The sequence below is a fragment of the Mycobacterium sp. PS03-16 genome, assembly GCF_004570325.1.
In the GTDB taxonomy this organism is placed as follows: domain Bacteria; phylum Actinomycetota; class Actinomycetes; order Mycobacteriales; family Mycobacteriaceae; genus Mycobacterium.
The window spans coordinates 57,951-78,559 of sequence record NZ_SPQO01000020.1 but is presented as its reverse complement, the minus strand read 5'-3'; the positions used below and the strand labels follow the sequence as shown (position 1 = coordinate 78,559).

The following is a 20,609-nucleotide window of genomic DNA, read 5'->3' as shown; positions in this document are numbered from 1 at the left end:
AGTCAGAGCGCTCGTCCGATCACCCTGTCGGCGGCCAGTTGGGCGATCTCGTCTTCACCCAGCCCGAGCTCGATGAGCACGTCGGTGGTGTGCTCGCCGAGCAGCGGTGCGGGGTGGCGGTGGTAGCGCGCGGGTCCCGCCGACGACCGGAACGGCAACCCGCTGTGCGGGGTGGTGGCGTTGACGGGGTGCGCGACGTCTTCGAAGAAGCCGCGGTGCGCCAGCTGGGGCAGTTCGGTCTGCCGGTGCGGTTGCATCACCTTGGCGACCGGAACCCCTGCGCCCCAGAGCCGGTCGACGATCTCGTCGCCGGTTCGCTCGGCGCACCACCGGCCCAGCCGTTCGTCGATCGCGTCGTGGGCGGCGCGACGGCCCGCGGCCGTCGACAGCGCGGGATCCGCCGCCCAGTCACCGGCGCCGATCGTCTCGCACAGCCCGCGCCACTGCGTGTCGTCGGCGACCGCGACCGCGACCCAGCGGTCGAGCCGGCCGAACTCGTCGATCTCGTTGGTCCGGTACAGGTTCTGCGGTGCGGCGACCGGGCCGCGGTTGCCGTCGCGCTGCAGCAGCGCACCGTAGGCGGTGTACTCGATGACCTGCTCGGCGGCCACGTTGAGCGCGGCATCGACCATCGCGGCCTCGACCAGCACGCCCTGCCCGGTGCGGCGGCGGTGTTCGAGCGCCAGCAGCAGCCCGTTGAGCGCATGGATGCCGGCGTTCGGGTCACCCACCGAATAGGGTTCGTTCGGGTTGCGGTCGGGATAGCCGGTGAGCCAGCTGATCCCCGCTGCCGCCTCGATGACGTAGGCGAACGCCGCGTTGTCCCGCCACGGCCCATCCAGACCGAACCCCGGCATGCGCACCATGATCGCGTCCGCCCGCAGCGCCTGTACCGCGGCGAAGTCCATTCCGATCGAGTCGAGCACCCGGGGCGTGAAGTTCTCGACCACGACGTCGGAGGTGGCGATGAGCCGGTTGAGCACCGCCCGGCCCGGCGCCGTCTGCAGATCGAGCGTGATCCCCTTCTTGTTGGTGTTCAGACCCGAGAAGATCGGTGAGCGTTCCCACCACGCGTCCTCGGTCGCCGGGATGCCGGCGATCAGCCGGGTGCCGTCCGGCCTGCGCAGCGACTCGACGTGGATCACCTCCGCGCCCAGCAGCGCCATGATGTGCGTGCACGACGGGCCGGCCCAGAACGTGGTCAGGTCGAGCACGCGCAACCCTTCGAGCGGCAACTCCACCCGCCGTGAGTGAGCACCGGTGGTTGTGGATGTGGCGCGATCGCCGCCGTTTCCGCTCACTCGTCGGTGGTGCTCGGTGTGCTCGCCGAGCCGCGGCGCGGGCGCGGCGGCCCGCAGCACCGCCGGGCTCAGCCGGTACGGCGGGCCGGGTTGGGTGAAGCCGTCCCGCGGGTTGCGCACGAACGTGCCGCGAGCGACGAAGTGGTCGAGCCCGGTGACGTTCTGGCCGTTGGCGACCGGCGCGTTGGGGATGCGGAACGCGGTGGCCAGGTCGCGGATCTCGTCGACCGTCTGATCGGCCACCCACGCGTACAGTTCGTCGGCCTTCTCGTTGGCCTGCTCGGTGATCGACAGCGGCGAGTCCTCGTCGATCCACTCGTCGTGGCCGGTCATCGCGCACAGGTCGAACCACTGCTGGGCGGTGCCGCAGCCGATGTCGACCAGACCGTCCTTGGCCTGCGCGATGCCCGGCACGGTCAGGCGGCGCGCATCACGCCACGGCCGGCCCAGCATCTGGAAATAGGTGACGGGATAGTAGGTCAGTCCGAGGATCTGGGTCTCGAGCATCGACAGGTCGATCAGCTCCCCGGTGCCGCGCAGGCGACCGGCCAGGATGGCCGCGCTCGCGTACGCGCCGGCGAGGTACTCACCCACCTGGCCGCCGACGTACACCGGTGCCCGGTCGGCCGCGCCGCGGCCCAGTCCGACGATGCCGCCCGACCACGCCTGCAGGGTGAACTCGGTGGCCGGGCGCTCCGACCAGGGCCCGTCGAGCCCGAACGGGGTGATGGCGGCGACGGTCAGCCGGGGATGACGGCGGTGGATCTCGGCCGGCGCCAGCGCGGGGTGTTCGGCGACCGACGACCCGCGCGACCACACCACCGCATCGGCGTCGGCGAGCAGGGCGTCGACGAACGCCTGGTCGGAACGGAGGGACGGGTCGGCCACCACGCTGTGCTTACCGCCGGCCAGGAAGCCGAACAGCGCTCCGCTCCGGCCGGTGTCCGCACCGGAGGCCGACCAGCGCCGCAGCGGATCGCCCTCTGGCGGCTCAATTTTGACGATCTGCGCGCCGCCGTCGGCGAGGATCTTGGTGCAGTACGCGCCGGCGATCCCGGTCGACAGGTCGACCACGGTGTAGCCGGTCAACGGCGGTTGCGGCCCGGCGGGTGTGCTCACTGACCTCTCCCGTCGCCGCCCTCGTCCGGTGCCGGCTGGGCGCGTCCGGACTTGCTCAGCCGGAACTCGGGCGGGAACTTCGCATCGTTGTCGTTGACCGCATCAGCCAGTCCGGCGTCGATCGCGTCGCCGAGCATGAAGTCCCTGCCGTCCGGGCGCACCGTCGCCCCCAGCGACTCGAACACCGCCGACAACACGCTGCCCAGGTACTCGCCCTGGAACTGCTTGACCACCTCGAAGAACATCTTCTGCTGGAAAACGCTGTCCACCGGGCGGTTTCGGGCACACGCCAGCGCGTACTTCTCGACTTCGTTCTCCAGCGCATCCCGCGCGACGACCTTGTTGAGGAAGTTGCACGCCAGCATCTCCTCGGCGGTGAACGGGCGGCCGGTGAACACCATCTCCTGGAACGGTCTCAGCCCCATGGTCAGCATCCAGGTCCACATCCGCGGACCCCACCCGTAGTAGCGAAACGACGGATGGCCGAACAGCGCGTCGTCGCTGGAGATCACCAGGTCGGCGTCGGCGCACTGGTAGAAGTGCCAGCCGTAACAGTAGCCCTTGGCCTCCACGATGCTGATCTTCTTGAGCTCCTGCAGCGCCCGGTTGCCCGCAGCCACATTGGCATACCACGCGCCCATCGTGGCGCCGTGCCGGTAGGACCCCTTCGGCGGATAGGTCACGGCCGGGTCGTCGACACGCAGTTCGGCGAGCCGGTCCTCCTCCGTGCCCGCCATGAAGTCGGGCAGATCCGCACCGCTGCCGAGGTTCTCACCGACCCCGCGGATCACCACGACCTTGACGTCGTCGTCCACGCTTGCCCCACGCAGCAGGTCGGCGTAGCGCAACCGGGCCGCCGACGTCGGGGCGTTCAGATGGTCCGGCCGGTTGAACGTGATGGTCGCGATCTTGGTCGCCGGGTCCTTGTCGTAGCCGACGATCTCCTCCGGCGGGGGCGGTCCACCCGATGTCATCGGCTCATGACACAGGGGCCGCGGCGGCGTGCCAGGCGCCCGAGGTGAGCACCTCGGGACCCTCGTCGCCGACCAGCACCGCTTCACGGGTGAACACCGCCCCGACGCCGGGCTCCCACACGTAGCCGGTCACCGCCAGCACCATGCCGGGTTCCAGGCGTTCCTGCGCACACGTCACCGGCAGGTCCGCACAGATCACCGGCGGGTCGAAGCCGAGACCGAGGCCGTGCGCGACCGGGGTCGCGGGCAACCGCTCTCCGCTGCGCTCGTAGGCGTCGAAAAGGTCTCCGGCTGCCGCGCCGGGCCGGCACGCCGCGACGAGGCGCTCCCACAGGTCGTTCGACCGGCGGAACAGGGCGTCGGCGCCCGCCACCTCGCCCACCGGCCAGGTGCGGCCGACCTCGCCGACGTAGCCGTCGGCCAGCGCGCCGGCACTGAACGCGACCAGATCTCCGTCGGTCACGGTGCGATCGCCCGATCCCCGCCGCCACGAATGGTCCTTCGGCGTGATCCAAGCCCCGTCCTGGGTGGCCGGGGTGGTGACGCCGCCGGCGGCCATCGCCTGCAGCATCGCGCCGGTCAGCGTCTGCTCGGTGACGCCGGCGGCCAGTTCCGCGCGGGCGGCGTCGAGCGCCCGCTCGGCGACGCCCAGCGCACCCCGCAGGACCGCGATCTCGTCGGGGGTCTTGATGCGCCGGGCGGCCCGCAGCGCGGGTTCGGCATCGACGATCTCGGCGTTCGGGAACGCCATCGGCAGCAGCTGGGCGAATGTCGGTGTCAGGGAATCGGTCCCGACCCGGCGCACGGTGGCCGCGCCGGGGATGCCCTTGAGCACCTCGATCAGCGTCATCGGATTCCACGCCAGGCCGTACAGGTGGTCGTGGGCGATCTCGTCGGGGATGCCCTCGTCCCAGGTGCTGTTGAGGTGGATCTCGCCGGTGGACCGGACCACCTCGCAGATCGGCCCGAACGGCCGGGTGCCCGCCACCCACAGCTGTGGGGCACCGGTGACGTAGCGGACGTTGGCCTGCCGGCCCAGGACCAGGATGTCGAGGTCGTGCGCGTGCATCTGCGCCAGCGCCCGCTCGCGGCGGCCACGGCGCAGATCGGCGGCGTCGGGGAGGATTTCAGTGCTCATGGTCTCGCCTGTCAGTTCATGCCGTAGGGCGCGTAGGGATAGTCGGTGATCGACTGGTAGCCGTCCTCGGTGATGACGACGATCTCCTCGCTGCGGTAACCGCCGGTGCCGTCCTCCCAGACCACCGGTTCGAGCACCAGCAGCATCCCGGCCGGGAACACGAAGTTGTCGTCGAACTCCTGCCCGAGGTCGGTGCCGATCATCGGCATCTCGGCGGCGTTGGTGCCGATGCCGTGGCCGAGGTAGAAGTGCGGGAGCCACGGTTTCACCCCGTCGTTCGCCGCGATCGCCGCCCGCGCGAGGTCGCCGCACGTCGCGCCGGCCCTGGTCACGCTGAGCACGGCGTCGAGGATGCTGCGCCACTTGTCGAACTGCGCATGCTGGCGGGCGGTGGGCTCCTCCCCGACCACCCAGGTGCGCCCGAAGTCCGAGCAGTAGCCGGTGTAGGTGATGGAGACATCGGTCCACAGCACGTCGCCGCGCTGCAGTTCCCGTTCGGTGGTCAGCAGCGGCAGGGCCAGATCACCCGTGGTGGTCCACACCGCGCCGCTGGTGCGCGTTGTGGGCATCACCTGCCAGATCGCCTCGAGCATGTTCGCGGTCGCGCCGAGTTCGAACGCCCGGCGGACGAACGCCGCCGAGAGGTCAACCTGACGCACACCCGGGGCGAGCCCGCGCTGCACGTCCACCATGGCCGCCTCGGTGATGCGGCAGGCGTTGCGGACACACGAGATCTGGTCGCGCGTCTTGACCAGTTTGGCCGGCCCGACCACCTGCGCGGCATCGCTGGGCGGGCCGGACGGGAACAGCCGCGACTGCGCCCGCCGCATCGCGCCGGTCAGTTCGTCGACGGCGACGGTGGACCCGGCCGGCACGAGCTCGGCGAGTACGGTCGCGAAATGTTCAACGCCCTCGTCGAATTCGAGATACAGCGGCGGGTGGATGTGGTCGGCGGGCACCTCGGATTCGGTGGCCACCGCGGCCGAGCCCTCCCGCAGCGGCATGAACACGTGCGGATGCGGGTCGTCGGCGAGCACGATCGCCACCGGCCGCTCGACGTGCGAGAGCCCGGCGTCGAGCAGCGGCCAGCTGATCCCCGCCGCGTACACCACGTTACCGTTGCCGAGCAGCACCAGCGCGTCGACGCCTCTGTCGCGCATGGATTCCCGCAGCCGCGCGCCACACTCGGAGTACATCCGGGCACGGTCGGGCAGATCAGGGATGTCCCAGGAACTTCCGGGGCGGCCGGGCGCTTCCAGTGTCGTCACGCGAGCCCCAGGAACTGCTTGACGTTGCCGCTGACGATCTTGGCGGCGTCATCCGGCCCGACCGCCTCGACCACGGTGGCCAGTGACTTCTCCGAGTAGCCGAACGTGCTCTCGTTGTGCGGGTAGTCGCTCGACCACATCACGTTGTCGACCCCGATCCTGTCGATCAGTTCCAGGCCCAGCGGGTCGACCATGAACGACGCGCTCATGTGCTCGTCCCAGTAGTGCCGAACCGGATGGGCGAGTTCGTGGTTGAACATGTGCCGGTAGGAGGCCAGCATGTGCTCGGCGTCCTGCAGAGCGGTCGGCACCCAGGCGATACCACCCTCGAACCAGCCGATCCTCAAGCTCGGATGCCGGTCCAGAATGCCGGAGAACACGTACTTGGCGAACTGCTCGCGGAACGAGTCGACATTGACCATCATCCCGACCACGACGCTGTTGTGCTGGCACGGCGTCTTGGGCGGGGTTTCGCCGATGTGGTGGCTGACCGGCAGCCCGGCGGCCTCGATCTCGTCCCAGACCGCGTCCATGTCGGTACTGCCGTAGTCGTAGATGTTGCCGTCGTCGTCCTTGCCGGGGTTGAGCGGCAGCAGGAACGTCTTGAGCCCCAGCGATTTGAGCTCTTCGAGGGTGCTGCGGGTGCCTTTGGGATCCCACCAGTTGATCAGCCCGACGCCGTAGAAGTGGCCGCCCGAGCGCTCCTGCAGATCCGCGATGTGTTCGTTGTAGATGCGAAACACCCGCTCGCGCAGCGACTTGTCCGGGTAGTGGAACAGCGCCAGCACGGCGTTGGGGAAGGCCAGCTCCTTGTCGATGCCGTCCTCGGCGAGTTCGCGGATGCGGGCGTCGATGTTGTTCGACGCCGCACCGGCGAGGTCGTCGTACTGCATCAGCACTCGGCCGAAATCTCCGCCGGTCCAAGCTTTTCCCTTCATGCCGACCATATACGCGCCGTCCTCGTACCAGATCCGCGGCGCCGCACCCTTGAGTTCCTCGGGGAAGCGTTCGAAGAAGATGTCGTCGGCCACCGAGATGTGATTGTCGGCCGAGAAGATCTCGGTGCCCTCGGGCAGACCGGCGAGGCCGTCCTTGGACGCGTGCCCCTTGCGATGCTTGGGGGCGCCGAAGCCCTCGGGGGGATACAGCGTGGACATCGTCGTGGTCATGATGGACTCCTTTTGCGCTGTCGAGCGAGGTTTCAGTTCGTCACCAGGTGACGGGAAGTTCATAGACGCCGTAGGCGAGCCGATCGTGTTTGAACGGGATCTCCTCGAACGGGATCGCCAGGCGCATGGTCGGGATGCGGCGCAGCAGCGTGTGGAAGACGATCTGCATCTCGGCGCGGGCCAGCTGCTGGCCGACGCACTGGTGACGGCCGTACCCGAAGCCCAGCTGCGCTCCGGCGTCGCGGGACAGGTCGAGCCGGTCGGGTTCCGGATAGGCGGCCGGATCCCAGTTCGCCGGGGCGAGATCGAGGATGATGCCCTCGCCGGCGCGAATCGTCTCACCGGCGATCTCGATGTCCTCGATGGCGACGCGCCGCTGCCCGTTCTGGATGATCGACAGGTAGCGCATCAACTCCTCGACGGCGTTGGCGATCACCTTCGGATCGTCGGCCTCGCGCAGGAAATCGGCCTGTTCAGGGTGTTCGAGCAGGGCCAGCACCGCGATCCCGATCATGTTCGCGGTGGTCTCGTGCCCGGCGATCAGCAGACCGGTGCCCAGCTGGGCGGCCTCCTTGACGCTGATCTCTCCCGCATTGACCCGCTCGGCCAGGTCGGACACCGCATCCTCGGCCGGGTTCTGGCGCTTCTGCTCGACGAGGTTGATCAGGTACTGGTGCAGGCTCATCGCACCCTTTTGACCGGCGTCGGCGCTGGCATACCGGGCCAGACCGACATTGGCGTGGTGCTGGAAGAACTCGTGGTCTTCATAGGGCACGCCGAGCATTTCGCTGATCACCCGGGTCGGCACCGGCAGCGCCAGTTTGGCCACGATGTCGGCGGGCTGCGGGCCGGCCAGGATGTCGTCGATGCACTCGTCGGTGACCTGTTGGATCGCCGGGCGCAGACCCTCCACGCGCTTGAACGTGAACGGCTTGGACAGCATGCGGCGGAACCGGGTGTGCTCCTCGGCGTCGGAGGTGAACACCGACCGCGGGCGCTTGTTGACCGTGGACAGCATGTGCTCGTTCCAGTGCGGGAAGCCGTCGCGGCGGTCGTCGACGCTGACCCGCGAGTCCGCGAACAGTTCCCGCGCCACCGCGTGCCCGGTGATCAGCCACGGTGTGCTGCCGTCCCAGATCCGCACGCGCGACAGCGGTCTGGCCGCCCCCATCTCGAGCATCTGCGGCGGCGGGGCGAAGGGGCACCCCGCGGCCCGTTCCATCGGATACTCGGGGATGGTCCCGGTGTCGGGGTTGGTCAACGTGTCGGACAAGGTCGTCACTCCTCGAGCTGGATGGCCAGGGCGGGGCAGGCAGCCGCGGCCCGGCGGGTGTCGGCTTCCTGGTCGGGACCGGGGAACTCGGCGAGCAGTTCCACAACCCCGTCGTCATCTCGCTGGTCGAACACCTCGGCGGCGTTGAGCACGCACTGACCCGATGACACGCACCGGTCCTGATCCACGGTGACCCTCATCAGGGCTCCTCGGTGACCGGTGCCAGCCACAGCCCGACCAGGGCGTCGATCAGACCGGAGGCCGCGGCCCCCCACGACGTCCGCGGCACCCGCGCACCCTGGGCCATGCCGCGCTCGCGGTCGGCGCAACTGTGCATCAACAGGTTGCGGCCCATCACGTTTCGCTCCGCGAGCACGTCGGGCGGCAGGTCGGGCAGGCAGGCGCCGATCCCGCTGATGACCTGGACCAGCGACGGCGAGGACAGCGCGTCGCGCACGATCATGCCGTGGTAGGCGGGGTCGGTCATGACCTGCGCGGCGAACCGGGCGTACCAGGTGGGGTTGCCCAACTCCTCGAGGTGGTCGGTCAGCGGCCGGACCAGGCAGGCGACCCAGTCACGCATGTCCGGCGCGGGACCCAGGTCGGCGACCATCTGTTCGCGCAATCGCTCGATCGGCCCCCGGTGCTTGTGCTCGATGGCGCGAACCAGGTCGGTCTTCGTGCCGAAGTGGTAACCGACCGCGGCGTTGTTGCCCTGCCCGGCGGCCTCGCTGACCTGACGGTTGGACACGGCGAACACGCCGTGCTCGGCATACAGCCGTTCGGCGGCCCGCAGGATCGCCTCCTGCGTGCCGCTGGCGCGTTCGGCGCGGGCGGTCCTGGCCGGGCTCGCCGTACGGGCGGTGGTCACACTGCGGGCTGTGGTCACGCTCACAGTCAACGCCGCCCGACCCTTTAAGTCAAGCGACTGATTTAGCATCATCGCGCGGTGCCGTTGCCGACCGGTGCGTCCCTGGGCGGCCGGGGGATGACCTTGCCCGCGGACGTACCGCCGTCGACCGTGAGCACTGTCCCGGTGACGTAGCGCGACCGTTCGGTGGCCAGGTACAGCGCCATCTCGGCGACGTCGGCCGGGGTGCCCTCCCGTTTGAGCGGCCGGTCGTTGCGCATCTGTTCGCGGATCTTCGCCTCGAACCGTTCGAGCCGCTCCCGGTCGGCCCCGGTGGCCGACGACTGCAGGATCGGTGTCGGGATGTTGCCCGGGGCAATGCAGTTCACCCGAACGTCGTAGTGCGCCAGCTCGATGGCGGCGCATTTCGTGAAGTGCAGGATCGCGGCCTTCGACGCGCGGTACACCGGGACGCCGCCGCCGGCCTGGATGCCGCCGATCGAGGACAGGTTGATCACCGATCCGCCGCCGTGGTCGGCCATGTGCCGGGCCGCGTCGCGGGTGCCGGCCATGACGCCGAGCACGTTGACCCGCATGACGCGGTCGAACTCCTCGAAGTCCTCGTCGAACATGGCGCGCCGCAACGGGCTGGAGATGCCCGCGTTGTTCACCATCACATCGAGCCCGCCGAACTGCTCGACGGTGTCGGCGACCAGGGCGGTGACGTCTGCCTGCTGACCCACGTCGGTGTGCCGGAAGAGTGCGGCGGCACCGGACTCCGCCGCCAGTGCCTCCCCGAGTTCGGTCTGCACGTCGGCGATGACGACCTTGGCTCCCTCGGCCACGAAGCGTTCCACGATGCCGCGTCCGATGCCGGACGCGCCGCCGGTGACGATCGCGACCTTGCCGTCGAGTTCGCTTGCCATCAGGCGGACACCTTTCGTCGTGACACGTCGGCGAAGAAACCGAGGAGCAGGTCGGTGACCGCCGCCGGCTGTTCGATCTGCGGGCAGTGCCCTGCGTCGGCGACCACCGCCGACCGGCCGTCGGCGATCTGCGCGGCGATCTCGGCCGCCCATCCCGGCCGCAGCAGCTTGTCGCGGGCCCCCTCGATCAGCAGCGCGGGCACCGCGATGCGGTCATAGGGCCGAGCGCTCGACGGCGCGGGCGGCGGCGCCAACCCGGGGCGCCGGAAGCGGGCCGCCGCCAACGCTTCCCAGGCACCGGGCGCGATGCTGGACTGGTAGCGGCGCCGCACGTAGTCGTCGTCGCCGTGGTAGGCCGGATCGGCGAACAGCGCGGTGACGATGCGGCGCATCCCGGCCACGGTCGCGTCGTAGTCGTAGAGCGCGTCCATGTGTTCGCCGCGCTGGATCTCCCCGCCGCCGCAGATCGCGACGAGGCTGCGCATCGGCAGCACCGGTGCGTCGGAGGCGGCATCGACGAGCAGGTTGATCGCCCCCATCGAGTTGCCCACGAAGTGCGCCCCGGGCACGCCCAGCGCCGCGCAGAACCGCGCGATGTGCCGGATCCGCAGTCCGCGCCCGTCGGTGAAGTCGACGACCTTGGCCGAGCCGCCGAAGCCGAGCATGTCCGGTGCCAGCACACGGTGGTGGGCGGCCAGCGCGTCGATGACGCGCTCCCAGCCCAGTTCCGCGCCGGCGCCGAACTCCCCGCCGTGCAGCAGCACGACCGGGTCACCCTGCCCCGCTTCGAGGTAGGCGGTCATCAGCCCGCCGACGTCGACGGTGCGCCGCGCGAACGTCACGGAGCCGACCGGTGCGCCGCGGCGAAGCTGAGCACCTGCGCGGCGAGCAGATCGAGTTGATTGCGGACCGGTTCGTCGACGAGTTCGCCGTCGCTGTTCCAGATGTCGTCGGCGGAGTTGATCGCCACCCCCAGCGGGGTCGGCCAGGCCCGCAGCGCATGGCCGATCGAGCGCAGCTGGCCCAGGGTGCCGACCGCCGCCTGCCAGCCATACGCACAGCTGATGCAGCCCCACGGGGTGTTGTCGAGGTACACCCGGGGATCCTCACGGAGGTCCTCGATGTAGTCGAGCGCGTTCTTCACGAGCCCGGACACCGCGCCGTGGTAGCCCGGCGACCCGACCACGACCGCATCGGCGTCACGCAGCGCGCCAACCAGTTCCAGCGCCCGCGGGGTGCGTTCCAGCTGATGCGGCGCATACATCGGCAGGTCCAGGTCGGGTCCGGCGAACATGCGGACCCGCCCGCCCTGGCGCGCCACCGCGTCGAGGCAGTAGCGCAGCGCGCGCTCGGTCGACGAGTTCGCCCGCAGCGTCCCGCCGAGCCCCACCACCAGCGGCGCCTCGTCGGTGCCCGCAGCGGTGCCGGCGGTGTCGGTGGACACGGTCATCTCACTTCCCCTCACTTGATCGCGATCGGATTCAGCGGCGCGCCCACCGCGCCGGTGACCCGCAACGGCGGTGCCACGAGTTGGAATTCGTACACCCCGTCGCCGGCACAGTCGGCGGCCAGCGCACCGAGGTCCCAGTACTCGCCGAGCATCAGGCCCATGTCGCGCAGGCACAGCATGTGCATCGGCAGGATCGTGCCCTCGACCCCCGACACCGGGTCCTCGACCATCAGGTTGTCGGCGGCCACCGCGGCCACCTCACGCTCGTGCAGCCAGCCCGCGCAGCGCCAGTCCAGGCCGGCGTACGGTTCGGTGCCGTCGCCGGCTTCGAGGAACCTGTCCCACCACCCGGTCCGGATCAGCACGATGTCACCGCTGCCCACCGACACGCCCTGGGCGCGCGCGACCTCGTCGAGTTCGTCGGGCGTGATGGGTTCGCCGTGCTCGACGAAGACGTCGGCCCCGCGGTGGCGCACCAGGTCGAGCAGGACACCGCGCGAGGTGATGCCCTTGCCGTCGACCTTGTCGATCCCGCAGTGGAACGCGCCCTGGCTGGTCACCGAGTCGGCCGGGAATCCGTTGTAGAGCTTGTCGTCGTAGTAGACATGCGACAACGCGTCCCACTGGGTCGCGGCCTGCAGCGGCATGATGATCATGTCGTCGTTGAACCGGAACGGGTTGTCGACGAAGTACCCGGCGAGCTGCTGGGCAACGGTGTTCTTCAGCCACTGCGGGCCGTACTGCACCAGCGTGTTGGCGTCGCCGCCGTCGACGGTCATCACGTGCATCGGGTTGGGCCGGTACTGGAACGCCCCCTGCGGACCCGCGGAGCCGAAGTCGACGCCGAGCGGGAACACCTTGCCGTGGCGCACCAGGCCCGCCGCCTCGGCCACCTTGCCTGCGGTGATGAAGTTCAGCGTGCCGAGTTCATCGGTTTCGCCCCAGCGGCCCCAGTTGCGCACCGCGTCACCGGCCCGGCGGAACTCATCGAGTGTGGCCACGTCACTCCCCTTTCAGGTCCGCGGCCACCCGGCCGGCGAGGTTCCCACCGTCGACCCAGATGACCTGCCCGGTGAGGTAACTGGCGGCGTTGCCGCCGAGGAACACCAGCACCGCCGCCTGCTCCTCCGGCTCGGACACCCGGCCCAGCGGTTTGGGGATGTCATCGAGGAAGGCCGGCCCGTAGGCCGTGCGGAGCTGGTCGAGGATCGGCGTCTCGGTCACACCCGGTCCGGTGCAGTTGATCCGGATCCCCCGCGCGCCGAGCGGCCCGGCGCTGCACATGGTGTAGAGGATCACCGCCTCCTTGGCCAGCCGGTACCCGCCGTCGGCCAGCGCGTCCGGATGGTCGCGGCACCAAGCGATCCCGTCGTCGATCGTCGCGGTGGCGACCAGTGGCGCGGTGGTGTGCCGGTTCTCGAGGTAGTTCGCCGCCGCCAGCGATGACACGCTGACCACCGCGGAACCCGGACGCATCCGGGGCAGCAGCGCCTCGGTCAGATGCCGGGCGCCCAGGAAGTTGATCCGCACCACCCGCAGCGGGTCACCGATTCCCGAGGACACCCCGGCCACGTTGAACAGCACGTCGAGGTCCCCGCCGAGCGAGGCCACCGCGTGGTCGATCGACGCCTGGTCGGAGAGGTCGAGTTCGATGAACTCGTCGACCTGCATCGCGGGCCTGCGTATGTCCAGGCCCGTGACGTGTGCGCCCAGGGCGCTGAGCTGGCCGACCAGGTGCGCGCCGATGCCCGACGCGCAGCCCGTGACCACCACCCGCTTGCCGTCGTAGCGCCACATCGCGTCGATCTGACCCACGGTCGGTGTCAGCCCGCCTGCTCGCGCGCCTGCTTCTCCAGTTGCGCGGCCTTGACCCGCCCCTCGTTGATCTCGGCCATCGCCTCGGGGATCTCCCCCGCGGTGAACTTCCCGCCCCGGCCGGTGGGCAGGCCGCCGAACGCGTAGGTCTCGTCGAACAGCGGGGCGTCGGACTTCTCGCGCCGCGCCTCCACCTTCTCGATGACGGGCTCGAGCCGCTTGGCCTTGTCCGCGCGGGCCTTCTCGTCGCGTTCGATGAATTCGGGCAGGATCTCGCGGCCCATGATCTCGATCGACTCCATGGTCCCCTCGTGGCTGCGCGGGTTGAGCAACAGGATGATCTCGTCGACGCCGCTGGCTTCGTAGCCGCGCAGGAACTCGCGCACGGTGTCCGGCGACCCGATCGCGCCGCGGCCGGGGCCGTAGGCCAGCGTCGGATCCTCCTTGACCGCCTGCTCGTAGAGTTCCCAGACCCCGGTGCGGCCCGGGGTGTGCATACCGGTCATGTAGTAGTGCATGATGCCGAACGAGAAGAAGCCGCCGCCGATCCCGAGCCGCGCCAGCGCCTCCTCGTCGGTCTTGGCCACCATCATCGACAGGTCGCCACCGATCGCCAGCAGATTCGGGTTGATCGCCGGGGTGACCGGCGCGCCCTTCTCCTCGAACTCCTTGTAGTAGCCGTCGACACGCTCTTTGAGCGCCTCGGGACCGGTGTAGGCGAAACTCAGTGCGCCGATGGCCTTCTGCGCCGCCATCTGCACCGACGACGGCCGGGTGCAGGCCACCCACACCGGCGGGTGCGGTGACTGCAGCGGCTTGGGAATCACGTTGCGGGCCGGCATTTCGACGTGTTCGCCCTTGAACCCGCTGAACGGCGTCTCGGTCATGCAGCGGATCGAGACCTCGAGGGCTTCCTCCCACTGGGCGCGCTTGTCGGCGGGATCGATGTTGAATCCGCCGAGCTCGGCGACCGAGGAGCCTTCGCCGGTGCCGAATTCGACGCGACCGTTCGACAGGTGGTCGAGCGTGGCGACGCGTTCGGCGATGCGGGCCGGATGGTTGATCGGCGGCGGCAGGTGCATGACGCCGAAGCCGAGCCGGATGTCCTTGGTGCGCTGGCTGGCCGCCGCGAGGAACATCTCGGGTGCGGTGGAGTGGCAGTACTCCTCGAGGAAGTGGTGCTCGGTCAGCCACACCGTCGAGAAACCCGCCTTGTCGGCGGCCTCCACCTCGTCGAGCCCGTGCTGGAACAGCTGGTGCTCGTCGTCTTCCGACCACGGCCGCGGCAGCGGGAATTCGTAGAACAGCGAGATTTTCATGTACTACCTCCGATGGGTGTCGGCCCTGGACTGGGGTGAGTCTGGCGGGTGCTGTCGGCGTCTGCGGACAGCTGCTGTGCGGCCAGGTGCCTGGCGGCGACATAGCCGAACGTCATGGCCGGGCCGATCGTTGCGCCGGCGCCGGCGTAGCTGCGTCCCATCACCGCCGCGGAGTTGTTGCCGACCGCGTACAGCCCGGGCACCGCGGAGTCATCGTCACGCAGGACCCGCGCGTGTTCGTCGGTGCGCAGGCCTCCCGAGGTGCCGAGGTCGCCGAGGATGATCTGGAACGCGTAGTACGGCGGCTTGCCCAGCGGGTGCAGGTTGGGGTTGGGCAGCGTGGGGTCGCCGTAGTAGTTGTCGTAGGCGCTGTCGCCGCGGCCGAAGTCGTCGTCGTGACCGTTGCGGGCGAGCTCGTTGAAGCGCTCGGCGGTGCGGCGCAAGTTCTCCGGCGGCACACCGATCTTGCCGGCCAGCTCCTCCCAGCTGTGGGCCTCCTCGACCACCCCGGACTCCAGCCACGCCTTCGGCACCTTCGCACCGGTGGGCACCGGCGCGAACGGGACCTTGGGGATGGGCAGGTGCCCGGCCACCACGTAGCGGTGAAAGGACCGGATGTCGGTGATCAGCCAGCACGGGATGTGGGTGATTCCGGAACGCTGGCCGTCGATCATCGCGTGCGCGAAGTCCATGTACGGTGCGGCCTCGTTGATGAACCGCTCACCGGCGCCGTTGACGACGAACTGCGAGGGCATCATCCGTTCGTTGAGCATGAACTGCAACCGGCCGTCGGGCCAGCAGATGGCCGGGAACCACCACGCCTCGTCCAGCAGCTCGGTTGCGGCGCCGACCTTCTCAGCCGCCCGGATCCCGTCCCCCATGGCGGCCGGATTGCCGAAGCTCCAGTCCTTCTCCAGCTCCGGCAGGTGTTGCCTGCGCCAGGCCATGTCGTGGTCGAATCCGCCCGCGGCCAGGATCACCCCGCGGCGCGTGCGGATCCGGCACGCGCGCCCGTCCTTGTCGACGACGGCTCCGACCACCGCACCGTCGGGGTCGGCGATGAGCTCGGTCATCGGCGCGTCCAGCCACAGCGGGATCCTCTGCTGGGCCAGCGCCAGCCGCATCCGCGCGGCCAGCGACTGTCCAATCGCGGCCATCCGGTCACCGAACACCCGGGCCCTGACCATCCGCCAGATCAGCTTGACCAGAACGGCTTTGCCGCGCCAATTCTGGCGCACCTGGTAGAACAGCCGTAGGTCTTTGGGCGCGAACCAGATCCCTCTCGGCGCCAGGGCCAGCGGCTGCAGCAGGTTCTGTTCCTCGTCGCCCAGCACGCGCAGGTCGATCGCAGGCACGTTGATCGTGCTGCCCAGTGCGGAGCCGCCCGGCAGCTCGGGGTAGTAGTCGGCGTAGCCGGGCTTCCAGACGAACTCGAACCACGGACTGAGTTGTTCGAGGAACTCCATCATCTCCGGTGCGGCGTCGACGTACGCGCGCAACCGCGCGTCGCTGACCAGTCCGTCGGTGATCCGGCGGAGGTAGCCGAAGACCTCGTCGGGGTCGGGCGTGTAGCCGGCCCGGCGCTGCGACGGCGCACCCGGTACCCAGATGCCGCCGCCGGACAGTGCGGTCGACCCGCCGTACTTGGCGGCCTTCTCCACCACCAGCGTGTCGAGCCCGGCCGCGTCGGCGGTCAACGCGGCGGTCATGCCGCCACCGCCGGACCCGACGACGAGGACGTCGACCTCGGTGTCGAACGGCATGGCGGCCGACGCGTCGGGGATCATGCCGGCACCGCCGTCCGGATGGCGAAACCTGCGATCAATTCCGGCGCGGCACGGTAGAACCGCTGCGTCGTCCGGTAGGGACCCGCAGCCGCGAGGGCGGCGAACGCCGCCACCCAGGTGCGAATCTCGTGCGCGGAGTTGCCGCCCTCGCGGGCGATGAACGGGTTCGACCACCCGTCCAGGTCGGTCAGCCGGCCCTCGTCGAGGATCTCCAGGAACGTCTGGTCCCAGGCCGGATTGAGCGGCTGCAGCGGGCTGTGCCCGTGCGCGAAGGCGCGCGCGGCGTCGATCACGGCGGACTGCCGCGCCATGCGCTGTTCGGCGCTCATCGGGGCGCCGCGCACGATCCGGTCCAGCGCCGCAGGCGGTGCGGTGGCCAGCGTCGGCACCGGCGGGTCATGCGACAGGCCACCGGATCCCACCACGAGGACGCGCTTGCCGAGCGACGCCAGGTACCCGCCGACCGCGGCCCCCAGCGCCCGGGAACGCTTCAGCGGCCCCAGCGGCGTGGCGACGGAGTTGATGAACACCGGGATGACGGGCCGGGCGGTGGCGTCACCGAACAGCTTCTCCAGCGGCTGCACGGTGCCGTGATCGACGTCCATGCTGGCCGAAATCGCGGCGTCCACACCGGCTTCCAGCACCGCGGCGGCGAGTTCGCCCGCCCGTTCCTGCGGTACGTCGAGCGGTCCGGCGTGAGTTCCGTAATCGCCGACGCCCTGCGCGGCGGTGCCCACGCAGAACGGCGGCATCAGTTTGTAGAAGAAGCCGTTGTAGTGGTCCGGCGAGAACGTGACCACCAGTTCCGGGTCGAACGCGGTGACGAAGTCGCGCGCCCGGGCCAGCGCGGCCTCGATCTCGTCAAGGAGTTCCCGCGACGGTCCCGGAAGATTCAACAGCGGGCTGTGCGACATGCAGCACAGGGCGACTTCCGCCATGGTGACCATTGCCTCCTCCCTGGGTCAGATGCAGGACGTCGAACAGCGCGGCGCTGATCTCAGGGGCGCGCTGGGCGATGCAGGCACCGGCGATGCAGCGGTCCGGGCGCAGGAACAGCACGGATTCGGTGTGGGCGTCGAACCAGCCCTTGAGCGCGCCGGTGCGGTCTCCCACGACCACCACATCGGGGTCGTCGTGACCGGTCCAGTGCAGCTGGGTGAGCGGGCGGGCGGCGACGAACCGCGCGCCCAGCGCCGTCCACCGCGCGAAGGCCTCGGCGCCGAGCAGCGCCCGCGGATCGTTGTTCCAGCACAGCACCGCGAACCCCGTGCCCAGCACCTCGTCGAGCAACACGTTGCGCTGATCGCGGGTGTCGACGCGGGGCTGGACGAACAGGGTCCCGGTCGGGGACGTGGCGGTCGGCGGCTCGGCGTGGTGGACCGCACCCTGGTCGTAGCGGGGCATCGGTTTGAAGCGCATCTCCAGCACGTAGCGTTTGAGCGTCGGCACCACCGACGCGCCGCGGATCAGCTTGTCCCGCAACGTCGCGACGTGGCGGTTGGTCGGCGAGATGACGCGGCCCACCATCGTGGACAGGTCGATCATCGCCCTGGCGTGCTTGCGCCGCTCGGTGTCATAGGTGTCGAGCAGCGCATCGCCGGCCTGGCCGTTGACCACCGCGGCCAGCTTCCAGCCGAGATTCGCCGCATCACGAATGCCGCTGTTGTACCCCTGCCCCTGCCAGACCGGCATCAGATGGGCGGCGTCACCGGCGAGGAACAGCCGGCCCTTGCGGAACGCCCCGGCGATCCGGGAGTGGTGGGTGTAGACGCGGTGGCGGATCACGTCGACCCGCTCGGGATGCGGCACGAACCGGCCGAGCATCCGGTGGATGAACTCCGGTTCCTCGACCTGCTCGTCGGTCTCCTCGGCGTGGATCATGAACTCGAACCGCCGGATGCCGTGGGCGATCGAGATCGACGCGTACGGCCGCGCCGGGTCGGCGCCCACCTCGCTGTTGGGGTGGCCGAGCGGATCGTTGGCGATGTCGACGACCAGCCAGCGGGTCGCCGAGGTGGTGCCCTCGAACGACACGCCCATCAGGTGCCGGGTGGCGCTGCGGCCGCCGTCGCAACCCACCAGATAGCGGGCGTGGGCGGTTCCGCCGGGCAGTTCCACCATCACACCGTCGGCGGTCTCGGTGCACGACAGCATCTTGCGGCCCCAGCGCACCTCGACGTGGTCGAACCGGTCGAGGCCGGCGAGCAACTCGGCGTCGACCATCGGCTGGACGAACCCGTTGCGCTTGGGCCAGCCGAACCGGGCGTCCGGCGGCGCCATCTCGGCGAGCAGCCGCCGGTTGCCGTCGAAGAACCGCAGGATCTGGTTCGGCACCGTATGCGGCAGAACCCGCTCGACCAGGCCGATGCCCTGGAAGGTCCGCAGCGCCTCGTCGTCGAGGCCGACGCCGCGCGGATAGTCGATCAGCGTGTCGCGCTCCTCGACGACCAGCGTGCGCACCCCCTGCCCGCCGAGGATGTTGGCGAGCGTCAGGCCCACCGGGCCCGCCCCGACGATGACGACGTCGACGTCGTCGCTCATCGCTTCCCCAGCAGGAAGTCGAGATGCAGCCGGTTGAACGTCTTCGGATCCTCGTACTGCGGCCAGTGCCCGCAGTCGGGCATCACCTCGAATCGGGCGCCGGGGATCATCTCCGAGATGCGCCGGCCCTCACTGACATCGGCGGTCGGATCGTCGCTGGTCCACAGCACCAGCGTCGGGGCGCTGATCGCCCCGTAGTCGGCGGCGGTCATCAGGTTGCGGGCCCGGATCTCGGGATCCTGCAGAGCCATGATGTCGCGCATCGCGTCGACGAACCCGGGCTGGCGGTACACCCGCTGGCGGCTGGCGACGATGTCGTCGTAATCCTTGGTCTTGTCGGCCATCAGCCACTTGACCCGGGCCTGCACGGTATCCCAGCTGGGCTCCTCCGCGGCCGCCATGGACAACGTGATGATGCGCTTCATCACCTCGGGATCGGCCTGCGAGCCGCCGGCCGTGTTGAGCACCAACCGATTCAGACGCCCCGGATGGTCGACCGCGAAGCGCGAGGCCACCCAGCCGCCGAGCGACTCACCGCTCAGGGACGCCCGCTCGGCGCCGATCGCGTCGAGGAACGCGGCCAGATGCTCGACGTAGTGCCGTACCTCCAGGGGATGACCGGGTTTGTCGGTGTACCCGTGGCCGAGCATGTCGATCGACCAGGTCGAGAAGTGCTCGGCGTGGGCCTCGAAGTTGCGTACGTAGGCCTCGGCGTGCCCGCCGGACCCGTGCAGCAGCACCAGCGCGGGCGCAGCGGGATCCCCCGCATGCAGGTAGCGGGTGCGCACTCCGCCGGCGTCGAGATAGCCCTGGGAGAACGCGACGCCCTGCAGGTCGCTCCACACGCTTTCGTGCTCCGCCACCAGTCCTGTGCTCCTCGCGATGAAAATGACGTTCTCATTGGACGATAACATGCTGTGCTAATATCGCTCACTAATGTGCACTATGTTTAGAGCATCACTTCCCCGATGACGTCTGTCAAGGGAGCGCCGGGCAACGTGCCCGACAAACTCGCGGCCGGGTCGCAGACCCTGGCCCGGGGGCTGTCGGCCCTGCAGGCGGTGGCCACCGCACCGTCCGGACTGACGGTCGCGCAGGTGGCCGACTACGTCGGGGTGCACCGCACGATCGCCTACCGCCTACTCGGAACGCTCACCCAGTTCCGCTACGTCGCCAAGGGCGAGGACGGGCGCTACCGGCCGGCGGCCGGGCTGGCGCTGTTGGGCTCGTCGTTCGACAACAACGTGCGCGCGCTGAGCCTGCCGGTGCTGCGCGGCCTCGCCGACCAGCTCGGCACCACGGTCTCGCTCTTGGTCGCCGACGGTGAGCAGCAGGTGGCCGTCGCGGTGATAGTGCCGACGAACGTCTTCTACCAGTTGTCGTTCCACGAGGGCAGCCGGTATCCACTCGACCGCGGCGCGGCGGGGATCGCGCTGCTGGCCAGCATGCCGCCGCGTCCGGGAGAACGGGATCTGGTGCCGCAGACCCGCGCTCAGGGATGGGTCATCACCCACGGCGAGATCGAACCGAACACCTACGGTCTGGCGGTCCCGGTGCGGCGGCGACCACCGTCGCCGCCGACGTGCATCAACGTGATCTCGCATCGCGAGGACGTGGTGCTGAACGGCAAGGACGCGGTCCTCGACGCCGCCGCCCGGCTCGCCGCCATCCTGTAGTCG

19 protein-coding genes are annotated in these 20,609 nt (G+C 69.7%); 1 reads left to right on the top strand and 18 read right to left on the bottom strand.

Annotated elements, in window-relative coordinates; all coding sequences use genetic code 11:
* Positions 1 to 2 precede the first annotated feature (2 nt).
* The 18 genes from E4P42_RS17460 to E4P42_RS17375 all read right to left on the bottom strand — a co-directional run bounded on the left by E4P42_RS17460 (position 3) and on the right by E4P42_RS17375 (position 19,793).
* Positions 3 to 2,420, bottom strand: a complete 2,418-nt coding sequence (locus E4P42_RS17460; protein ID WP_135127332.1) for a CaiB/BaiF CoA-transferase family protein — start codon at positions 2,418 to 2,420, stop codon at positions 3 to 5.
* A complete protein-coding gene (locus E4P42_RS17455; protein ID WP_135127331.1) occupies positions 2,417 to 3,394 on the bottom strand; it encodes an enoyl-CoA hydratase/isomerase family protein in 978 nt (325 codons plus the stop codon). The genes E4P42_RS17460 and E4P42_RS17455 overlap by 4 nt, the downstream gene beginning before the upstream one ends.
* Positions 3,395 to 3,398: 4 nt before the next feature.
* Positions 3,399 to 4,532, bottom strand: coding sequence for a Xaa-Pro peptidase family protein (locus E4P42_RS17450; protein ID WP_135127330.1), 1,134 nt, complete (start codon positions 4,530 to 4,532; stop codon positions 3,399 to 3,401).
* A gap of 11 nt (positions 4,533 to 4,543) precedes the next feature.
* Positions 4,544 to 5,728, bottom strand: a complete 1,185-nt coding sequence (locus E4P42_RS17445; protein ID WP_135127358.1) for a Xaa-Pro peptidase family protein — start codon at positions 5,726 to 5,728, stop codon at positions 4,544 to 4,546.
* A gap of 68 nt (positions 5,729 to 5,796) precedes the next feature.
* Complete coding sequence (locus E4P42_RS17440; RefSeq protein ID WP_135127329.1) at positions 5,797 to 6,969, bottom strand: amidohydrolase family protein; 1,173 nt, start codon at positions 6,967 to 6,969, stop codon at positions 5,797 to 5,799.
* 40 nt (positions 6,970 to 7,009) lie between these two features.
* A complete protein-coding gene (locus E4P42_RS17435) occupies positions 7,010 to 8,242 on the bottom strand; it encodes a cytochrome P450 (RefSeq protein WP_135127328.1) in 1,233 nt (410 codons plus the stop codon).
* Between the two features lie 5 nt (positions 8,243 to 8,247).
* Entirely contained in the window at positions 8,248 to 8,442 is a 195-nt protein-coding gene (locus tag E4P42_RS17430) for a ferredoxin (RefSeq protein ID WP_135127327.1), read from the bottom strand.
* A complete protein-coding gene (locus E4P42_RS17425) occupies positions 8,442 to 9,185 on the bottom strand; it encodes a TetR/AcrR family transcriptional regulator (protein ID WP_135127326.1) in 744 nt (247 codons plus the stop codon). Before E4P42_RS17425 ends, E4P42_RS17430 begins: the two co-directional genes overlap by 1 nt.
* Entirely contained in the window at positions 9,182 to 10,018 is an 837-nt protein-coding gene (locus E4P42_RS17420; protein WP_135127325.1) for an SDR family NAD(P)-dependent oxidoreductase, read from the bottom strand. Before E4P42_RS17420 ends, E4P42_RS17425 begins: the two co-directional genes overlap by 4 nt.
* The gene (locus E4P42_RS17415; protein ID WP_135127324.1) at positions 10,018 to 10,860 is read right to left on the bottom strand and encodes an alpha/beta fold hydrolase; all 843 of its coding nucleotides are present in this window, start codon (positions 10,858 to 10,860) and stop codon (positions 10,018 to 10,020) included. Before E4P42_RS17415 ends, E4P42_RS17420 begins: the two co-directional genes overlap by 1 nt.
* A complete protein-coding gene (locus tag E4P42_RS17410; RefSeq protein ID WP_135127323.1) occupies positions 10,857 to 11,468 on the bottom strand; it encodes an NADPH-dependent FMN reductase in 612 nt (203 codons plus the stop codon). Before E4P42_RS17410 ends, E4P42_RS17415 begins: the two co-directional genes overlap by 4 nt.
* Positions 11,469 to 11,479: 11 nt before the next feature.
* Positions 11,480 to 12,469: a cyclase family protein gene (locus E4P42_RS17405; RefSeq protein ID WP_135127322.1), complete on the bottom strand. Its 990-nt coding sequence runs from the start codon at positions 12,467 to 12,469 to the stop codon at positions 11,480 to 11,482.
* A 1-nt stretch (position 12,470) separates the two neighbouring features.
* Positions 12,471 to 13,283, bottom strand: a complete 813-nt coding sequence (locus tag E4P42_RS17400; protein WP_135127321.1) for a coniferyl-alcohol dehydrogenase — start codon at positions 13,281 to 13,283, stop codon at positions 12,471 to 12,473.
* An 8-nt stretch (positions 13,284 to 13,291) separates the two neighbouring features.
* Positions 13,292 to 14,602 (bottom strand): LLM class flavin-dependent oxidoreductase, encoded by a 1,311-nt coding sequence (locus E4P42_RS17395; protein ID WP_135127320.1) that lies wholly within the window; start codon positions 14,600 to 14,602, stop codon positions 13,292 to 13,294.
* Positions 14,599 to 16,365 carry an FAD-binding protein gene (locus E4P42_RS17390; RefSeq protein WP_135127357.1) on the bottom strand — a complete coding sequence of 589 codons (1,767 nt, stop codon included), beginning with the start codon at positions 16,363 to 16,365 and terminating at the stop codon, positions 14,599 to 14,601. The genes E4P42_RS17395 and E4P42_RS17390 overlap by 4 nt, the downstream gene beginning before the upstream one ends.
* A gap of 20 nt (positions 16,366 to 16,385) precedes the next feature.
* Positions 16,386 to 17,303: a 3-carboxyethylcatechol 2,3-dioxygenase gene (locus E4P42_RS17385; RefSeq protein ID WP_245234077.1), complete on the bottom strand. Its 918-nt coding sequence runs from the start codon at positions 17,301 to 17,303 to the stop codon at positions 16,386 to 16,388.
* Positions 17,251 to 18,930: a bifunctional 3-(3-hydroxy-phenyl)propionate/3-hydroxycinnamic acid hydroxylase gene (locus tag E4P42_RS17380; RefSeq protein WP_135127318.1), complete on the bottom strand. Its 1,680-nt coding sequence runs from the start codon at positions 18,928 to 18,930 to the stop codon at positions 17,251 to 17,253. Before E4P42_RS17380 ends, E4P42_RS17385 begins: the two co-directional genes overlap by 53 nt.
* A complete protein-coding gene (locus E4P42_RS17375) occupies positions 18,927 to 19,793 on the bottom strand; it encodes an alpha/beta fold hydrolase (protein ID WP_135127317.1) in 867 nt (288 codons plus the stop codon). Before E4P42_RS17375 ends, E4P42_RS17380 begins: the two co-directional genes overlap by 4 nt.
* A 105-nt stretch (positions 19,794 to 19,898) precedes the next feature.
* On the opposite strand from E4P42_RS17375, the gene E4P42_RS17370 reads away from it, so the two are divergent.
* A complete protein-coding gene (locus tag E4P42_RS17370; RefSeq protein ID WP_135127316.1) occupies positions 19,899 to 20,606 on the top strand; it encodes an IclR family transcriptional regulator in 708 nt (235 codons plus the stop codon).
* The last annotated feature ends 3 nt before the right edge of the window (positions 20,607 to 20,609 follow it).